This window comes from Planktothricoides raciborskii GIHE-MW2 (assembly GCF_040564635.1).
GTDB classification, from domain to species: domain Bacteria; phylum Cyanobacteriota; class Cyanobacteriia; order Cyanobacteriales; family Laspinemataceae; genus Planktothricoides; species Planktothricoides raciborskii.
Genome location: NZ_CP159837.1, coordinates 3,511,168 through 3,527,490, shown reverse-complemented (window position 1 = coordinate 3,527,490; position 16,323 = coordinate 3,511,168). Strand labels below are relative to the sequence as shown.

Below are 16,323 nucleotides of genomic sequence, written 5' to 3'. Positions count from 1 at the left end.
ATAGATGCCAGCTAGATGCCAGCGGCCTTAACTGCATCAAATCCTTCGGGGAATAAGGTTTCATAGTTATACTGAATATGCGTTAAGTTGGCTTTTTCTAGGTTTGCACTGCGTAAATTAGTATTTTTTAAATTGGCTTGGCGTAACCGAGTTTTATATAAATTGGCTTGAATCATAATCGCGCCACTTAAATCAGCTTGTAACAATAAAGCTTCTTGTAATATGGCTTTGTTGAGCAAAGAACGGCTCAGATTGGCACGAACTAAATTAGCGCGAGTGAAGTTGGCTCGATTGAGAATTGTTGAACTAAGATTAGCACTAACTAAAATGCTATTACTCAGGTTGGCTTCGGTTAAGTCAGCCCGACTTAACACCGAACGAGTTAAGTTAATTCCCGGTAAATCAACTCTACTTAAATCTAATCCGGTTAAGTCGGATTCTATAAAATTACGCTCTCCGGCTGCATACCGATTTAATAGTTCGTCTTTACTAAGTTTTTTGGGCATTTTTTGTCACCTATTCTCGGTTTTAACAATGACACATTTATTTTTTTTAGATTAACTGGGCAATTTTGTGCTTGATTTTTAGACTTTGACAGCCGTAGGCATTGCCCACCCTACAATTTAAGTAACTTTGGTTGATAGTTGTTGGTTGGTTGTTGTTAGTTGATGGTTGTTGGTTGGTGAACAATCAAAAAATAACAAATAACAAATAACAATCAACAATCAACAATCAACAATCAACAATCAACAAATAACAGATAACACATTTATATTTTTCGCATAACTAAAATCCGCTCCAATTTGGTGCTATGGGTGCCCCTGCGCGATCGCCTCTCGTCAGGAATTTGGTCATCATAAATGGTTTCTACCACAAATGCCCCGGTCTTTTCCACCGCTAACTCCGCTAAAATTTCTGCGGTCTTAGTGGTTTTGCCGTTCTTCTGCACGTCACCGAGTACCAACACGCAATGATGTCCCGGTTTGAGTACCCGGGCCATTTCTTGCAAACAAGCGGACATTTGGGGTAAATAAACTTTACTTTTTGCGGTTAAAGTAGCGTCTAATTCCTTCCAGTTTTCACAACCCAAAAACCAGAGACGCAAACGATTATCCCGTGCATAGTCTAAAGCCCCAAAATAAGGGGGACTAGAAATAATCGCATCCACACTTTGATTAGGAATGGGTAAATTCATGGCGTTGTTTTGCCAAACTTGATATTGGCGATTTTCCCAGTTTTCTGGTATTTGGGGGTGACGATATGCCCGTTTTATTTTGGCCAAGAGGCGCGATCGCACATCCCGATATTCATACATTTCGGGAAACTGTTCTGGGGGATATTTTCTCCGCCGCAAATAGGGGACTAAATGAGAAGCAGGATAAGAGAGAAATCCGGGGCGCATATGCTGTAATATTCCCAACAAGCAAGCAATTAAAAAATTTTTTTTGTCGGCATGAAATAGGCGAAAAGCACTGATAATTTCTGGTAAAGTTTGTGGATGAAAAAAATCCTGCACCCATTGGGGAACCTCCCGAATATCAACTAAAAATCTTTCTGGTTCTATCCGATCTAATAATGAATTAGCCGTAGCCAAGGCCATATTTTCTTCTCGCGGTGTTTCTAATTTTCCTCGCGTTAAAATATAAGCATAAGGACTCAAATCATTTGCCCAGGCAATCCGTCCTGATAAAATACATTCTAGGGGAACCACTCCCGAACCCGCAAACGGATCTAAGATAATTTCTCCCGGTTGAGAATAGAGTTGAATTAACACTTTAGCCATGCCAGATTTTAGTTTTCCCACATAAGGAGAAAGCTGATGCAAGCTACTTTCTCGACCATTAAATGACCCCTGCCATAACTGGGCATTTAATTCCCAGTTAGGATCTTGAGAATATTGAGGTAAATTTTCTGCCATTTTATCAGTTTCGGGTGATAATTAGTTAAATATTCTTGACACACTTAAACATTTTTGCTATTTTTTAATGTATGATATTTATTATAAAATAAAAAGCGCTTTCGGTGGAAACACGGAAACCAACCTACTACAGTAATGTAAATCATAGATCAAAATATATGAAATTTATTGATTTATTCGCGGGAATTGGCGGTTTTAGGATGGGCTTTGAGAAAGCTGGGTACAATTGCGTATTTTCCTGCGAAATTAATCAAAGATGTCGAGAAGTATATAGTAATAATTACCAAGAGATTCCCTGGGGAGATATTCGGGAGATTAACCCCCAGTCGTTACCAGATTTTGATGTACTTTTGGCGGGTTTTCCTTGTCAACCATTTAGTATTTGCGGCAAGAAACAAGGTTTTGAGGATACGCGAGGCACATTATTTTTTGAAATTTGTAAAATTATTGCTGCCAAGCAACCGAAAGTTGTGGTTTTGGAAAATGTCAAGCATTTAATTCATCACGATCGCGGTCAAACTTTAAGCATAATTATCCAAAGTTTGCAAAATTTAAACTATCATGTCAACTATCAACTATTAAATGCCAAAGATTTTGGCTTGCCCCAAAATCGAGAAAGAATCATTATCATGGCCGTCAAAAATCGTCCGTTTAATTTTGCTAAGTTTAGGGAAACGTCACCTCAAGCCCTGCGAAATTTTTTGGATCAAAAGGGAGATTTTGACTTTTTATCTCCTGATGAATATACTTTAATTAAAGAACCGAAAAAACAAGCTTCTGGATTAATATTTGTCGGTTATCGGAATAAAGGAAAGTGGAAAACTGGAGTCCGACCAAATACCGAACATTTATCCAGAGTCCACCGTCAACCAAACCGGATTTATTCTATTGATGGGGTTCACCCCACCTTGCCCTCTCAGGAAACTTCTGGTAGATTTTTTATTTATATTCCTGAAACCAATCGGGTCAGAAAAATGACCATTCGGGAATGTTATCGGATTATGGGTTTCCCGGAAACTTTTAAAATTGATGCTAATTTAGGGGAAAGTTATAAGCAAATTGGCAATTCCGTTTGTGTGCCAATGGTAGAAGCGATCGCGCAAAAAATTATCCAGCAAAATCTATTATCTGAACCCCCCGAAACCTGTAGGGGCGAAGCATTTCGGCAGATAAATTATCGGTAATCACCAGAGATTTATTACCGAAATGCTTCGCCCTAATCTGGCAGATAAATTGTCGCTAATCACCAGAGATTTATTACCGAAATGCTTCGCCCTAATCTGGCAGATAAATTATCGGTAATCACCAGAGATTTATTACCGAAATGCTTCGCCCTAATCTGGCAGATAAATCGTGGGTAATTACCAGAGATTTATTACCGAAATGCTTCGCCCTAATCTGGCAGATAAATTATCGGTAATCACCCAAAATTTATTATTTGAAACCCCCGAAACCTGTAGGGGCGAAGCATTTTGGCAGATAAATTATCGGTAATCACCAGAGATTTATTACCGAAATGCTTCGCCCTAATCTGGCAGATAAATTATCGGTAATCACCAGAGATTTATTACCGAAATGCTTCGCCATAATCTGGCAGATAAATTATCGGTAATCACCAGAGATTTATTACCGAAATGCTTCGCCGCCCTGCATTTCGGTAGATAAATTGTCGGTAATAGGCAAAGGTTTACTGCCGATTAGGGCGAAGCATTTCGGCAGATAAATTGTCGGTAATCACCAGAGATTTACTGCCGATTAGGGCGAAGCATTTCGGCAGATAAATTGTCGGTAATAGTCAGAGATTTACTGGTAGATTAGGGCGAAGCATTTCGGCAGATAAATTGTCGGTAATCACCAGAGATTTACTGCCGAAATGCTTCGCCCCTACAAATATTACGAATATTACTGTTCTCCTAATAATTTCCCTAACGCCAATTTCATCTCATCGATCGCCGTGGTAGCAGTACCAAATTGACGCACCACAATACTGGCGGCTAAATTGCCTAACACTGCCGCTTCCCAATAAGATGCCCCCACTGCTAAAGCAATAGTTAAAGCCGCAGCCACCGTATCCCCAGCCCCAGTCACATCAAATACATCCGTGCGATTAAATGGAGGAATATGTTCACTCTTACCCGTGCGATCGAACAAACTCATCCCCTCATCCCCACGAGTAATCAGCATTTGTTTCGCTTGAGTCAGGGAAAGCAAATCATTCCCTGCTTGCTGAAGTAATTGGGGATTGTTAATTTTATAGCCCACCGCTAACTCCGCTTCTGGGAGGTTGGGGGTAAAAATTGTTGCCCCCGCATACCGTGGTAACTGCTTTTGGGTATCGACAATAACGCGGGAATGCTGCAACGCGGCGGCAATTACCGGGGGAGTGAATACCCCATCCCCGTAATCAGAACAAACCACCGCATCAACGGTAGATATATGGGCGCGAATATATTCCGCTAACTGTTCCCGTAACTCTGGGTCGGGTAATTCGTCGGACTTGCGATCGACTCGGACAACTTGTTGCGTCACCGACTGTCGCGCATGACCAGAAATCCGGGTTTTCGTCACCGTGGGCCGGTTGGGATCTAGCAATATCCCGGTGGTGTCCACCCCTGCGCGATCGAAAATCCCCCGCAAGGCTATTCCTTGGTCATCTTTGCCCACTAAACCCACCACTTTTACCTGGGCGCCCAAGGTGGCCAAGTTATATACCGCATTCGCACCGCCTCCGGGAACTTGGCGCGTATTTTCGTGGCGCAAAATTAAGACCGGGGCTTCACGAGAAATCCGTTCTACTTGCCCGGTGAGAAATTCATCCAGGGTTAAGTCCCCGACCACCAGGACTTTGGCTTGAGAAAAGCGATCCAATAACTCGATTAGGCGATCGCGCTGTTGAGAGAGTCGTTCCGCAAATACTACATCTAGAGTCATATTGATAAATTTTCGTTAACTGTTGACAAACCTACAGATTTTTGAGATTTTTGCCGATGCATATAACCCAGATGCATATAACCATGTAGGGGGGAAGCATTCCGGCAGATATTTGCTGATTAAAAGCTTAAATTTATCACCGGAATGTTTCGCCCAAATACATATCAACGGTCAACGGACGAATATTTGTGAATATTTACTTAAGTTTTTGTTTAATCAGGGTGACAACTTGAGTTAGCTGTTTCTTCAAAGTATTAATTTCTGCCTGCATAGTAGCAAGTTGCTTTTTCAGGGCTTGAATGTCGTCACCACCACCAGCAGCAGCGGCAGCATGGGCAGGAGCGGCAGTGGCAGGAACGCCGTCAGACCATTTGGTAGACTTGACCATTGCGCTTTTAATCGCGGCAATCAGTTTTTTCTGTTCAAAAGGTTTTTCAATAAACTCAAAATGCTCAAAAGGTTCCGGCAGCTTCTCGGTCACTTCTTCTTTGCGCCCGGACATAAGAACCAGAGGAATCATTTTCTCTTTCGCCTTGGCGAATTTTTCTAATTGCTGAAACACTTCCCAGCCGCTGACTTTTGGTAGAAGAAAATCCAACATAATTAAATCTGGGTTTTCTGCCCGGATTAATTTAAGTCCGGCTTCTCCGTCTAGGGCTTGGAGAACCTCAAAATTACCGGGTGGTAACATATCTTTGACCATGCGTTGAATGACTTTACTGTCATCAATCACCAGAATTTTACGACTTGCCACGATAGACTCCTGTGGTAATTTATACAAAAGTATAATGGTAAATAAAGTGATTTTTTATCGGATTTTATTTCCTGGGAAATACTAGATTTATAAAATTTAACTTTGAACTATTGAAACATAAAAACCAAGGATTGATATGCCATGCCATGCAAATGTGATTAACCGAGGTCAATTTTTGATCAATTACATAAATTAATTATTGCTTGGATATTTTATAACTAATTTTGACTGATGTAATTAAATACATAATTCATAAATAAATATATTGAATAAATATATTGAATATTTATCCGATCAATTTATCTGAGCAATCAATATAAAATAAATTTTAGACCATAATAACATATATTCTGTATATTTATATATATATAAATTTATCCGGGATGTATTTTTAGGTATTTTTTATTATGGTCGTATTTTTTGCATTTTTACCCATTAATGGCATCAAAGATTAATGGTCAATGGTGCTTTATTTTTGGTTTAAATTGCATTAATACGATCATAATTATCGCCAGAAAAATGCTCGCTTGATTTCATGCCTATAATAAACTAATGAACCAATGAACCAATGAACCGTTATTATCTATTTGAGTTTTTGCTTAATCAAGGTCACGACTTGAGTTAACTGTTTCTTCAAGGTATTAATCTCATTTTGCATAGCCACAATCTGCTTTTTCAAAGCTTGAATTTCGGCATCACTGGCTCCAGCACCTGCTGGTGGTTGGCTAGGGGCAACTCCACCGGGCGGTTGCCAATTTTTAGCTTTCGCCATTGCGGTTTTAATCGCGTTAATGAGTTGTTTCTGCTGAAAAGGCTTTTCAATAAATTCAAAGTATTCAAACGGTTCCGGAATTTTTTCGGTGACTTCTGGTTTACGCCCTGACATGAGGACTAAAGGGATCATTTTCCCTTGAGCATTGGAGAATTTTTCTAGTTGCTGAAAGACTTCCCAGCCGCTGACTTTTGGTAACAAAAAGTCTAACATGATCAGATTAGGTTGTGAGCTTTTGATCTGTTTAAGTCCTTCTTCTCCATCTAAGGCTTGAATCACGTCAAAGTTTCCAGGGGGTAACATATCTTTGACCATGCGCTGAATTACTTTGCTGTCATCGATAACCAGAATTTTGTGACTTGCCACGACTAATGAACTCCTCGGGTAATTCTTAATAAATAAACTGAATAAGCTGAATAAGCTGAATCAAAAGATGAGTGAATGAAAAGCAGGCTGGATTTTTTGATGTTTGCTACGGCTTTCGGTAAAAACAAAGTCGGTGGTTTTACGCAAAGGCTACCCACAACGACAGAGATCAACGACAGAGATATCTATCACCGCATTGGATCCTCCTATTTTAACATCTGATTAACCGAGAGCCACATTGCTGTAAGGGCAAACCTGCTGGTATGTTACCATATTCAATTTTAAACTTTTGAATTAAATGGTTAAGAACATCATGCGATCAAGATTTATGCTGAATGGAGAAATGGCAGGCGATCGCATCTAGGCGTTACATTAACAAGTGGTAAGGGGAACGGCGGTTCGGCCTTTCGGCTGCGCTCAGGACAGGCTTCGCTCACCGAGCAGGGGTGCGGGGGTGCGGGGGTGCAGGGGTGCGGGGGAGAATTTTTCTCCTGAAGCTCCTCATCCCCTCATCCCCTCTGCTCCTGAAGCTCCTCTGCTCCTGAAGCTCGTCTGCTCCTTTAACCGATCGCCAATACCTATTCTTTAATGATTTCTTACTTATGTCTATGCCAAGCAATGAAACTATTTTAAATCCTTTAGCAGCGCGTCGGGCGGAAATTCAGGCAATGCCGGAATGGTTGCGCCGTCCCATTGGCAAAGCTAGTGAAATTTCCACAGTTCAGCAAATTATTAAGCAACGCCAAATTCATACGATTTGTGAGGAGGGACGTTGCCCCAACCGAGGGGAATGCTATAGCCAAAAGACGGCAACTTTTTTGTTGATGGGGCCAACTTGTACCCGGTCTTGTGCTTTTTGTCAGGTGGATAAAGGTCATGCGCCGATGCCATTGGATCCAGAGGAACCCCGGAAGGTGGCGGAGTCTGTGCAACTTCTGGGTTTGCGTTATGTGGTGCTGACTTCCGTGGCTAGGGATGATTTGGCTGATGGGGGCGCCGGGTGGTTTGCGGCGACGATGGACGAAATTCGCTCCTTGAATCCAGAAACTCAAATTGAGGTGCTGACCCCGGATTTTTGGGGCGGTCAGTCGGAGGAGAAAACTACCGCTGAGTTGCAGCGCGATCGCATTGCCACCGTAGTCCGGGCAAAACCCGCTTGTTATAACCATAATCTAGAAACCGTGCGCCGCTTGACAGGCCCGGTTCGTCGTGGGGCGAAATACGATCGCTCTCTAGACGTATTAAGAATCGTCAAAGAATTAGATTCGACTATTCCCACTAAGTCTGGGCTGATGCTAGGAACCGGGGAAACGGAAGCGGAGGTGATAGAGACGATGCAAGATTTACGGGCGGTGAATTGCGATCGCCTCACTTTGGGTCAATATATGCGACCTTCCCTGGAACATTTGCCCGTGGAAAGATACTGGACGCCAGAGGAATTCGATCGCTTAGGGGCGATCGCCAGAGAAATGGGCTTTGCTCATGTGCGATCGGGGCCTTTAGTCCGCAGTTCCTATCATGCAGGGGAAGAAAGTTAGGGTTCAGAAACCGGGTAACTTCTACGAAACCCGGTTTCTGAAGTCATTGATCGGAAGGACAGACCACCCTAACTTGATGTTAAGTGTTCAAGGGTTCCGAGGATCCGTCAAACCTAGCTATCCGAAGTAGCAACACTAAGACTTAAGGATCGACGGTTTTCAACAACTCCACCGCATCCCGGCCATCCACATTATTGACATAAACTTTCACTTGCTCTTCCGCAGCGGTGGGCAAAGTTTTGCCGATAAAATCAGGATGAATCGGTAATTCGCGATGACCTCGGTCTACCAACACGGCCAAACGAATCACCCTTGGTCTGCCATAATCATTGACCGCATTCAAAGCAGCGCGAATAGTGCGGCCTTTGTAAATCACATCATCCACAATCACCACATTTTTGCCCGTCAGGTCAAAGGGAATTTCTGTTTTACCAGGGGTTCTCATGCCCAAATCTTGCAGGTCATCCCGATAAAAGGTGATATCCAAAGCACCGACTGGGACTTGGATATTTTCCAAAGCTTGAATATAGCTGGCTAATTCGTGAGCCAGGGGGACACCTCTGGTGCGAAGACCTAACAGCACCAAATGGGATAAATCCCCTGATTTTTCTATAATTTGCGAGGCGATGCGAGTCAGGGTACGGCGGATTTCTTCAGCAGAGAGAATCTCGATAACTTGAATAGACATGGAAAGTTAGATGCCAAAACATCATTCTATCACTTAGGTAAACCGTAATTATTGCACGATCGCAACCATAAATCAACAATTTTAATTCGGATCACCTTCAAGACCAAAAGTAACCATAATCTAAATCAGGGGATTTTAGCTTATGAAAAATTAAAAATCAGATGAAAAATTGTTTAAATAAATTCAAAAAAAACGTTTTTTAGGGCGATTTGTGAGGACTAATAAACCGGTTTTTTTTGCTTAAAACAGATAGAGGAGAGAGGAGAGAGTGAATTTTCATAATGCATCTCTTTCCTCTTTTCTCTTTCCTCTTTTCTTTCCTGGGCTTGTTGGATGTGTTTACAGCCCCAATAAACCTGAACTATTCTTGATGACTATATCTGATCTATTCATTAACAAATTGTCAAGCATTTTTAGAGATAATTTCACCACAGAACTCTGCCGGACACAGAGAGATATTTTTATTCGTGTCCGGCAGAGTTCTGTGGTGAAAATAAACCACAAAGGCACAAAGGACACAAAGAGAAGAAACCCGGTTTATAAACACCTACACCATTAAGGTGAAATCAGCGCTGGTAATCAAACTAACATCAACACCCGTTAATGTGACTAACAATTCATTGCCACGGGCTATTAAAGTATTCCCATTACTGCCAGTAATACTTAACTGGTCAAAGGTTAAACCACCGGCTAAACCAATTAGGTCAATACCGTTAGTAAAGTCCAGAATTGTATCAGAACCAAAGCTAGATTGCAGTACAAAATAATCTTTGTCTGCATTACCAATTAGGGTATCATCGCCTTCATCTCCATAGAGGAAATCTTCACCATCTCCTCCCCAGAGGAAATCATTCCCTTCGCCGCCATAAACCACATCATTATCGGCATTTCCGGTCAGGCTATCATTGCCCTTATCCCCATATAAAATATCAGCGCCCGCATCGCCGTGAATTAGGTCATCACCCTGACCACCACGGGCGGTATCATTATCATTGCCACCGGAAATTGAGTCATCTCCCGCATGGCCATGCAGGAAATCATTGCCATCTTTTCCGAATAGCAAATCACCGGCATCACTAGCAACTGAACCAGGGCTAGATGAGCCCCCAAATATGCGATCGCTCCCTAAATCACCAATCAAGGTATCGCTACCTAAATCGCCATAGATTAAGTCATCATTTTGACCACCCATTGCTAAATCATTGCCTTGACCACCATAGATAATGTCTTTACCTTGATTACCCAGCAATAAATCTGCCCCTTGGTTGCCATAAAGTTCATCATCTCCACTATTTCCAAATAGGGCATCTCGTCCGGGCAAACCACGGATAACATCATTGCCACCCTGACCACTAATTACATCATCATTAGGTGTGGCATCAATATTCTCTGCACTATCCGTTCCTACGGCAGTAAAGGAAATATTGATTAAGTCTACCGTGGGTTCAGGTGGAATAGCCGGAAGTTCGGGTAAAGTAGTATTATTTTGGCTATTATTACTGCTAATTTCTGAGGGCAAAATACTGCTCAGACCCATGAAAGGAGGAATTTGATTAGTAGGAATTGGGAATAAATCCCCAATATCCTGATTTGTCACCGACACATCGCTAGGATTTAACCCATTATATTTGCCATCAGTGCTGGTGGCAGCGGCAGTAATTATATTGTAGCTGATATCTTCATCATCAAGATAATCATTTACCCCGGTGATAGTGACGGTTTGAGGTTGATTCCAGTTTACGGCGGTAAATGTCAATGCCGATATCGCAACCGTCCCCTCGGCAGTATTATCACTGGTAATACCAATGGTGACATCAGAGGTTGCTTGACTATCAAGTACCACAGTAAAGGTAGCAGTTCCCCCAGCTTCGGTGGTGGTTAACCCACTGGTGGGAGTAACCGTAATGCCTGCCTTGTCATTATCAGTATTGGTCACGGCGACAGTGGCGGCGGTGATACCGTTGTAGTTGGTATCGGTACTATTGGCAGTGGTGCTGATGGTGTAGCCGATATCCCCATCATCAATATTGTCATCCACCCCGGTGACTGTCACCGTTTGGGCGGTATCCCAGTTAGCAGAAGTAAAAGTCAGGGTTGACTTGTCTACAGTTCCTTCAGCGGTGTTGCTAGAGGCAACGGTAATGGTGACATCAGCAGTGGGTTTACTGTCGAGTACCAGGGTAAATGTAGCAGTTCCCCCAGTTTCGGTGGTGGTTAACCCACTGGTGGGAGTAACCGTAATGCCTGCCTTGTCATTATCAGTATTGGTGACGCTGACATTAGTACCCGTTAAGCCGGAATATTTGGTATCGCTACTATTGGCAGTGGTACTTATGGTGTAGCCGATATCCCCATCATCAATATTGTCATCCACCCCGGTGACTGTCACCGTTTGGGCGGTATTCCAGTTAGCAGAAGTAAAAGTCAGGGTTGACTTGTCTACGGTTCCTTCAGCGGTGTTGCTAGAGGCAACGGTAATAGTGACATCAGCAGTGGGTTTACTGTCGAGTACCAGGGTAAATGTAGCAGTTCCCCCAGCTTCGGTGGTGGTTAACCCACTGGTGGGAGTCACCGTAATCCCTGCCTTGTCATCATCAGTAATGGTAGTAGTGACGGGAGAACCGACAATGGTGGATGTTCCCGTGGCGGTGGCGTTAAGCAGAGATAAAATTAAGGTTTCGTCGGTTTCGTCTATTCGGTCTCCGACTATTTCCACAGTAACGGTGGCTTGGGTGGCATTGGCAGCAAAACTAATGGTACTGCCTGTAGTAGTCACTCCCGTGCCAGTAATAGAAACCAGGTTATAGTCTATGGTGTTGGCTGCGGTGCCGCCAAAGCTAAAATCTATGGTGCTGGCTTCGTTGATTGCCCCGGCTCGCTCAATGGTAAAGTCGATTTGCTGAGTGCCGCTGTTGCCTTCTGTAATTGTAGGACTACTGTCGGTGAGAGTGTAGCGGATATCGTTATCGGTGATATGGGCATTGACACCACCCACGGTCATGGTGGTGGGATAGTTGGCATCGGCAGTGGTGGTAATAGCGTGGGTGATGCTACTGGTATGGTTGGATTCTATTACTGTATCATCCACAGCACGAACTGTCACCGTTTGCGGCGTGATGCCGTTGACGGAGGTAAACGTTAAGGTTTGAGTGGCGGCAAAATTCGTGCCATCGAGACTCACTTGGGCTTGAGCATCTGCTGTCACCGTCACCGCCACGTTGCCGGTGGGGAGGGTGTTCAGTTTTACAGTATAAGTATCTGTGGTGCTGCCCTCTGTGACTTCGGTGCTGCCTGCGGATTGAGCTATGGTGACTCCGGGGATGTCGTTGTCAGTGTTGGTGACGGTGACATCGGCGGGGTTGAGGTTGTTGTAGTTGGTGTCAGTAGTGGTGGTGTCGGGAGTGGTGATAATTTGGTAAGCGATGTCATCGTCTGCTACCCCATCATCTACACCCGTGATGGTGACAGTTTGGTAAGTATTCCAGTTGGTTGGTGTAAAGGTGAGGGTAGCCGGGGCAACGGTCGCTTCGGCGGTGTTGCTGCTGCTTAAGCCAATGGTGACATTGGCGGTTGGTTCGCTGGTTAAGCGGATGTCAAAGGTGGCTTGGGTGCCATCTTCGCTGGTGTTGCCGCTGATGGGCAGGATATCAAATCCGGCGGTGTCGTTGTCAGTAATGGTGAAACTGCCGGTGGTAGTTGCTCCTAGCTGAATACCTGCCGATGGGTTACTAATTGTTAAATTAGCCGTTTCGTCGATTTCATCAAGTTTGTCATCAGCAATGGTGAAGGTGACTTGTCCGCTGCTGGTGCCATTAGCAATGGTAATTTGAGTGGGAATGGTGCCAGCGAAGTCGGCGGCGGTGGCAGAGCCGGTTAAGGCCAGGTCAACGGTTTGGTTGCCAAATACTGGGCCTGCGGCGGTGGCTGTCACCGTGATGGCGGTGGTGCCTGCTTCGGTGCCGGTGGTGGGACTGATGGAGAGGTTGACTGTTGGTGGGGGAATGGTGATGGTGAAGGTGGCCGCAGTGGAAGTATCTGCGCCACCGTTGGCAGTGCCGCCATTATCTTGGAGTTGAACAGAGATGGTGGCAGTGCCGGGGGTGCCTTTGGGGGTATAAGTGAGGGTGCCATCATTGGCGATGTCTGGCAGGCTGGTAAATAAGGTGCTGCCAGAGGTGACGTTAACGATAAAGTCTTGGACTGCTTGGCTGCTTTCGTTGGCGGGGCCGAAGACGAAGGTGTTGGCCCAGTTGGCAACGGTTTGGGGGGTGTTTGTCCAAGCGGCGAGGGTTTGGTTGCCTGCGTTGCTGAAACTGGGTGCGTCGTTGACAGCAGTAACGTTGATGGTGAAGGTTTGGGTTGTGGAGGTATTGACGCCGCCGTTAGCAGTGCCGCCGCTGTCTTGGACTTGCACATCAAAGGTGGAGAAGCCGTTGACATTGGCGGCGGGGGTATAAGTGAGGTTGCCATTCGCATCTATCGCTGGTGCTGTGGCAAATAATCCCGCGTTGCTGATGTTGCTGACGGTGTAGGTGGCTGTTTGGGCCGATTCGTTGGCAGCACCGGGGTTGAAGGTTGCCCAAGCCGTTACCGTCTGGGCGCCTGCGTCTTCGTTTACTGTCGTTGGGTTGCCGGTAGTCGTGAAACTGGGCGCGTCGTTAACGGCGTTGACGTTGACAGCAAAGGTTTTAGTTACTGTACCACCATCGCCATCGGTGACTGTAACGCTGATGTTAGCAGTGCCATTGGCATTGGCTACGGGAGTATATTGGAGGGTAGCCGTGCCATTATTATTATTAGTAATGGTGGGCGTACCCGTTAAGCCTGTGTTATCAGAAGTCGCGGTGAGAGTCAGAGCATTAGTTGCGGTTTCGATATCACTAATACCTGTGAGAGTAATCGTTTGTTGTGCCGCGTCTTCATTAATCGAGGCGTTAGCAATGGTGTTGATGAGGGGGACATTGTTATTTTTTGAGGCTAATGTGTAGTAGCCATCATTAAGTAGTCCGATATCAACATTATTAAAAGTTACTTGGTCGCCAGTAATGCTAAAAGTGCTGTTAGTCGTGAAAGTGGCATTGTTAACGTAAGCGAAATTACCTGTGGTTCCAGAGCGATATAATAAATGATATTTTCCACTAGGAGTACCACCTAATCCTGAGTCGGAAAAGTCGAAGGTCAGGTTAGCTGTTCCCCCATTAGTATTGACATCAGTTTTATCGAGATACCACACACGAGACAAACGGTTATTTGCACCTGTGGGAAGGTCTGTTGTGACCAATGTAGCAGGGTTCGCGGTTGTGTCTTTTTGACCTGCAACAAGATAGTCACCATTGTCTTTTAAAAATGTGCCATTATCAATGATTAAGCCGCCTGTGGTATTACCAGAAATGTTAGTGCCGTTGGCTTCTTTGCCAATTCCTGCTACATTCCAGTCGTAGTCACCATTGGCTGGTGTATCACCTACATATTTATCGTTACTGATGGTGATGTTGTATTTAGCACCAAGGTAGTTATCAACTAGGGTACGTTCGGCATTGTTCAAAGCTTTGTCGTACAATATGACTTCCGAAATATCCCCATTGAAAAACCAGTTAGGTGTTGTTTCGGTTGTTCCAGCCCCTACCCGGAGAGGTTTGCTTGTATTTTGAATAAAATTAGTCAGGCTTAAACTGGTTTGCGTGCCATTAACGGACAGTGTATTTTGACTGCCGTTGTAAGAACCAGAGGTAATGTACCCTGTATTCAAAGTCAATGCAGTAGAATCCGTGGCAGTGTTCCAAGAACTTTGCCCCAGCCACGATGACCATTTATTATCATCTTGAGCGTATAGTATATATCCTTGTTGTGGCCCTGAGTTCCGGCTCGTAATAGGAGAACGAAAGGTTCCTGTGCCACCCGCAACTTGGGTAACTGTAATAACAGTGAATTGAGCCGGATTCAAGCTGGCATTATAGGCGACTTCATAGTATTGGCTGCTGCCATTAAATGAGAGGGTGGGTACGTTATTTAAGCCCGCCGTTTTATAGATTGGTTGATTCGCAGCATTAGGTTGAGACAACGCGATACTATTACCAGATGAGTCGTTCCAAGTGCCGACAGCAGCGCTATTTGTGGCTCCTGTGATAGCATCGGCTTTTAGCCATAATTTTAAGTTATTTGCACCAGTTCCAACTCCACCCAACCCATCGCCTAAAACACCAGTATAAGCGGCGGTGACTTCGGGAGAAAATGCTAGGGCTGATTTAATTTTACCTGTAATAAATTCTAAGTTCCAGTTCCCGCCTAATTTCTCATTACCCGTGGGAGTGGTGGAGGCAGCGATATCCGCTTTGGTGAGGTGGGCTAGTTGTTGGATGAATGCCTGACCTGTGACTCCTAGGGCGACGTTACATCCATATATATTGATGTCGGCATTATCGGCTAAGGCAGTTTGCCATTGCTGTAGCTGGTCTTGGTATTGTTCTAGGTTTTCGGTGTTGAGGGTGCTGTTGCCTAGTTTTAGGCTGCCCGGGCTGCCGTGGGAGATGATGTGGATAGATTGTAGGGGCAAAGCATTCGCGCCGACATCTTGTGGATTCTCCAGCCAATCTATACGCGAATGCTTCGCCCCAAGGATTTCCGTAATTTGCTCGATACCATCCCGGTTGGGGTTGAGGATATGGACAAAGGTGGCCGGTTTGACTCCGGCAGCGAGACTTTGATAGTCGGATACGGTGGGGTCAATGATGACCAATTCGCGCCGCTGCCCACCTTAGTGGGCAGCGGCGCCCAGGCCATATTTTTCCTGGGGTGAGTTGGCTGCGGAGGTGAGACTGATTGTAGGCATGATGTTTTCTCTAGCTAACTAAGTATTTGCTGAGGTTCCTGGTATAAGCTTCTGAATGATTGTAGTAAGTTTTTTTCGATTTAAGCAAAGTGGCAAGAAACCGGGTTTCTGGGTTAGCTGCGGATGCTACAGATAACTGTGATATGCCGAAAAGAAGCCCGGTTTCTGGGTTAGCTGCGAGGACGAAGAAACCGGGTTTCTGGGTGGTCTGCGGGGACTAAGAAACCGGGTTTCTTTTTTGGATTCCACAGATAACTGTGATATGCCGATAAGAAACCCGGTTTCTGAACGATCTGCGGGGATTAAGAAGCCCGGTTTCTGGGTTAGCTGCGGGGATTAAGAAACCGGGTTTCTGGGTATTTCTGGGCAGGAGGAAGCCCCTCACCGGGGCTTCCCGAAGTGAGTTGGGAAACGAGTTAGGGATTTTACCTGGCCCGGAGAGAATAAGGGCTTTTTGCTCTTATTTTTTGAACCACTCCGGGCCGGGTACTCCCAGGTATCGTTTGGGCTTGTTGGATGTGTTTCCG

At 44.7% G+C, this 16,323-nt stretch carries 9 protein-coding genes; 2 read left to right on the top strand and 7 right to left on the bottom strand.

Annotation, left to right across the window (positions count from 1 at the left end; genetic code table 11):
- Positions 1–11: 11 nt before the first annotated feature.
- Together ABWT76_RS14885 and ABWT76_RS14880 are read right to left on the bottom strand one after the other, a co-directional pair.
- Positions 12–506: a pentapeptide repeat-containing protein gene (locus tag ABWT76_RS14885; RefSeq protein ID WP_354636343.1), complete on the bottom strand. Its 495-nt coding sequence runs from the start codon at positions 504–506 to the stop codon at positions 12–14.
- Between the two features lie 263 nt (positions 507–769).
- Positions 770–1,918, bottom strand: coding sequence for a DNA methyltransferase (locus ABWT76_RS14880; RefSeq protein WP_054469956.1), 1,149 nt, complete (start codon positions 1,916–1,918; stop codon positions 770–772).
- Positions 1,919–2,076: 158 nt separating this feature from the next.
- Between ABWT76_RS14880 and ABWT76_RS14875 the strand changes: the two genes are divergently transcribed.
- Positions 2,077–3,102 carry a DNA cytosine methyltransferase gene (locus ABWT76_RS14875; RefSeq protein ID WP_054469955.1) on the top strand — a complete coding sequence of 342 codons (1,026 nt, stop codon included), beginning with the start codon at positions 2,077–2,079 and terminating at the stop codon, positions 3,100–3,102.
- A 718-nt stretch (positions 3,103–3,820) separates the two neighbouring features.
- On the opposite strand, the gene rfaE1 is transcribed toward ABWT76_RS14875, so the two are convergent.
- From rfaE1 to ABWT76_RS14860, 3 genes are all read right to left on the bottom strand, one after another.
- The gene (rfaE1, locus tag ABWT76_RS14870; RefSeq protein ID WP_054469954.1) at positions 3,821–4,849 is read right to left on the bottom strand and encodes a D-glycero-beta-D-manno-heptose-7-phosphate kinase; all 1,029 of its coding nucleotides are present in this window, start codon (positions 4,847–4,849) and stop codon (positions 3,821–3,823) included.
- A gap of 196 nt (positions 4,850–5,045) precedes the next feature.
- The gene (locus tag ABWT76_RS14865) at positions 5,046–5,603 is read right to left on the bottom strand and encodes a response regulator transcription factor (protein ID WP_054469953.1); all 558 of its coding nucleotides are present in this window, start codon (positions 5,601–5,603) and stop codon (positions 5,046–5,048) included.
- 583 nt (positions 5,604–6,186) lie between these two features.
- Positions 6,187–6,741, bottom strand: coding sequence for a response regulator (locus ABWT76_RS14860; RefSeq protein WP_054469952.1), 555 nt, complete (start codon positions 6,739–6,741; stop codon positions 6,187–6,189).
- Positions 6,742–7,349: 608 nt separating this feature from the next.
- Here ABWT76_RS14860 and lipA point away from each other — a divergent pair.
- Positions 7,350–8,279, top strand: coding sequence for a lipoyl synthase (gene lipA, locus ABWT76_RS14855; protein ID WP_313890593.1), 930 nt, complete (start codon positions 7,350–7,352; stop codon positions 8,277–8,279).
- A 142-nt stretch (positions 8,280–8,421) separates the two neighbouring features.
- Here the strand turns inward: lipA and pyrR are convergent, their stop codons facing one another.
- Positions 8,422–8,967 (bottom strand): bifunctional pyr operon transcriptional regulator/uracil phosphoribosyltransferase PyrR, encoded by a 546-nt coding sequence (gene pyrR, locus ABWT76_RS14850; protein WP_054469950.1) that lies wholly within the window; start codon positions 8,965–8,967, stop codon positions 8,422–8,424.
- A 547-nt stretch (positions 8,968–9,514) separates the two neighbouring features.
- Positions 9,515–15,703: a DUF4347 domain-containing protein gene (locus tag ABWT76_RS14845; RefSeq protein WP_354636340.1), complete on the bottom strand. Its 6,189-nt coding sequence runs from the start codon at positions 15,701–15,703 to the stop codon at positions 9,515–9,517.
- Positions 15,704–16,323: the final 620 nt, after the last annotated feature.

Excerpts from the sequence above, each read along its gene's own strand:
- ABWT76_RS14885 (WP_354636343.1), bottom strand. The coding sequence starts at position 506 with ATGCCCAAAAAACTTAGTAAAGACGAACTATTAAATCGGTATGCAGCC.
- ABWT76_RS14880 (WP_054469956.1), bottom strand. The coding sequence starts at position 1,918 with ATGGCAGAAAATTTACCTCAATATTCTCAAGATCCTAACTGGGAATTA.
- ABWT76_RS14875 (WP_054469955.1), top strand. The coding sequence starts at position 2,077 with ATGAAATTTATTGATTTATTCGCGGGAATTGGCGGTTTTAGGATGGGC.
- rfaE1 (WP_054469954.1), bottom strand. The coding sequence starts at position 4,849 with ATGACTCTAGATGTAGTATTTGCGGAACGACTCTCTCAACAGCGCGAT.
- lipA (WP_313890593.1), top strand. The coding sequence starts at position 7,350 with ATGCCAAGCAATGAAACTATTTTAAATCCTTTAGCAGCGCGTCGGGCG.
- pyrR (WP_054469950.1), bottom strand. The coding sequence starts at position 8,967 with ATGTCTATTCAAGTTATCGAGATTCTCTCTGCTGAAGAAATCCGCCGT.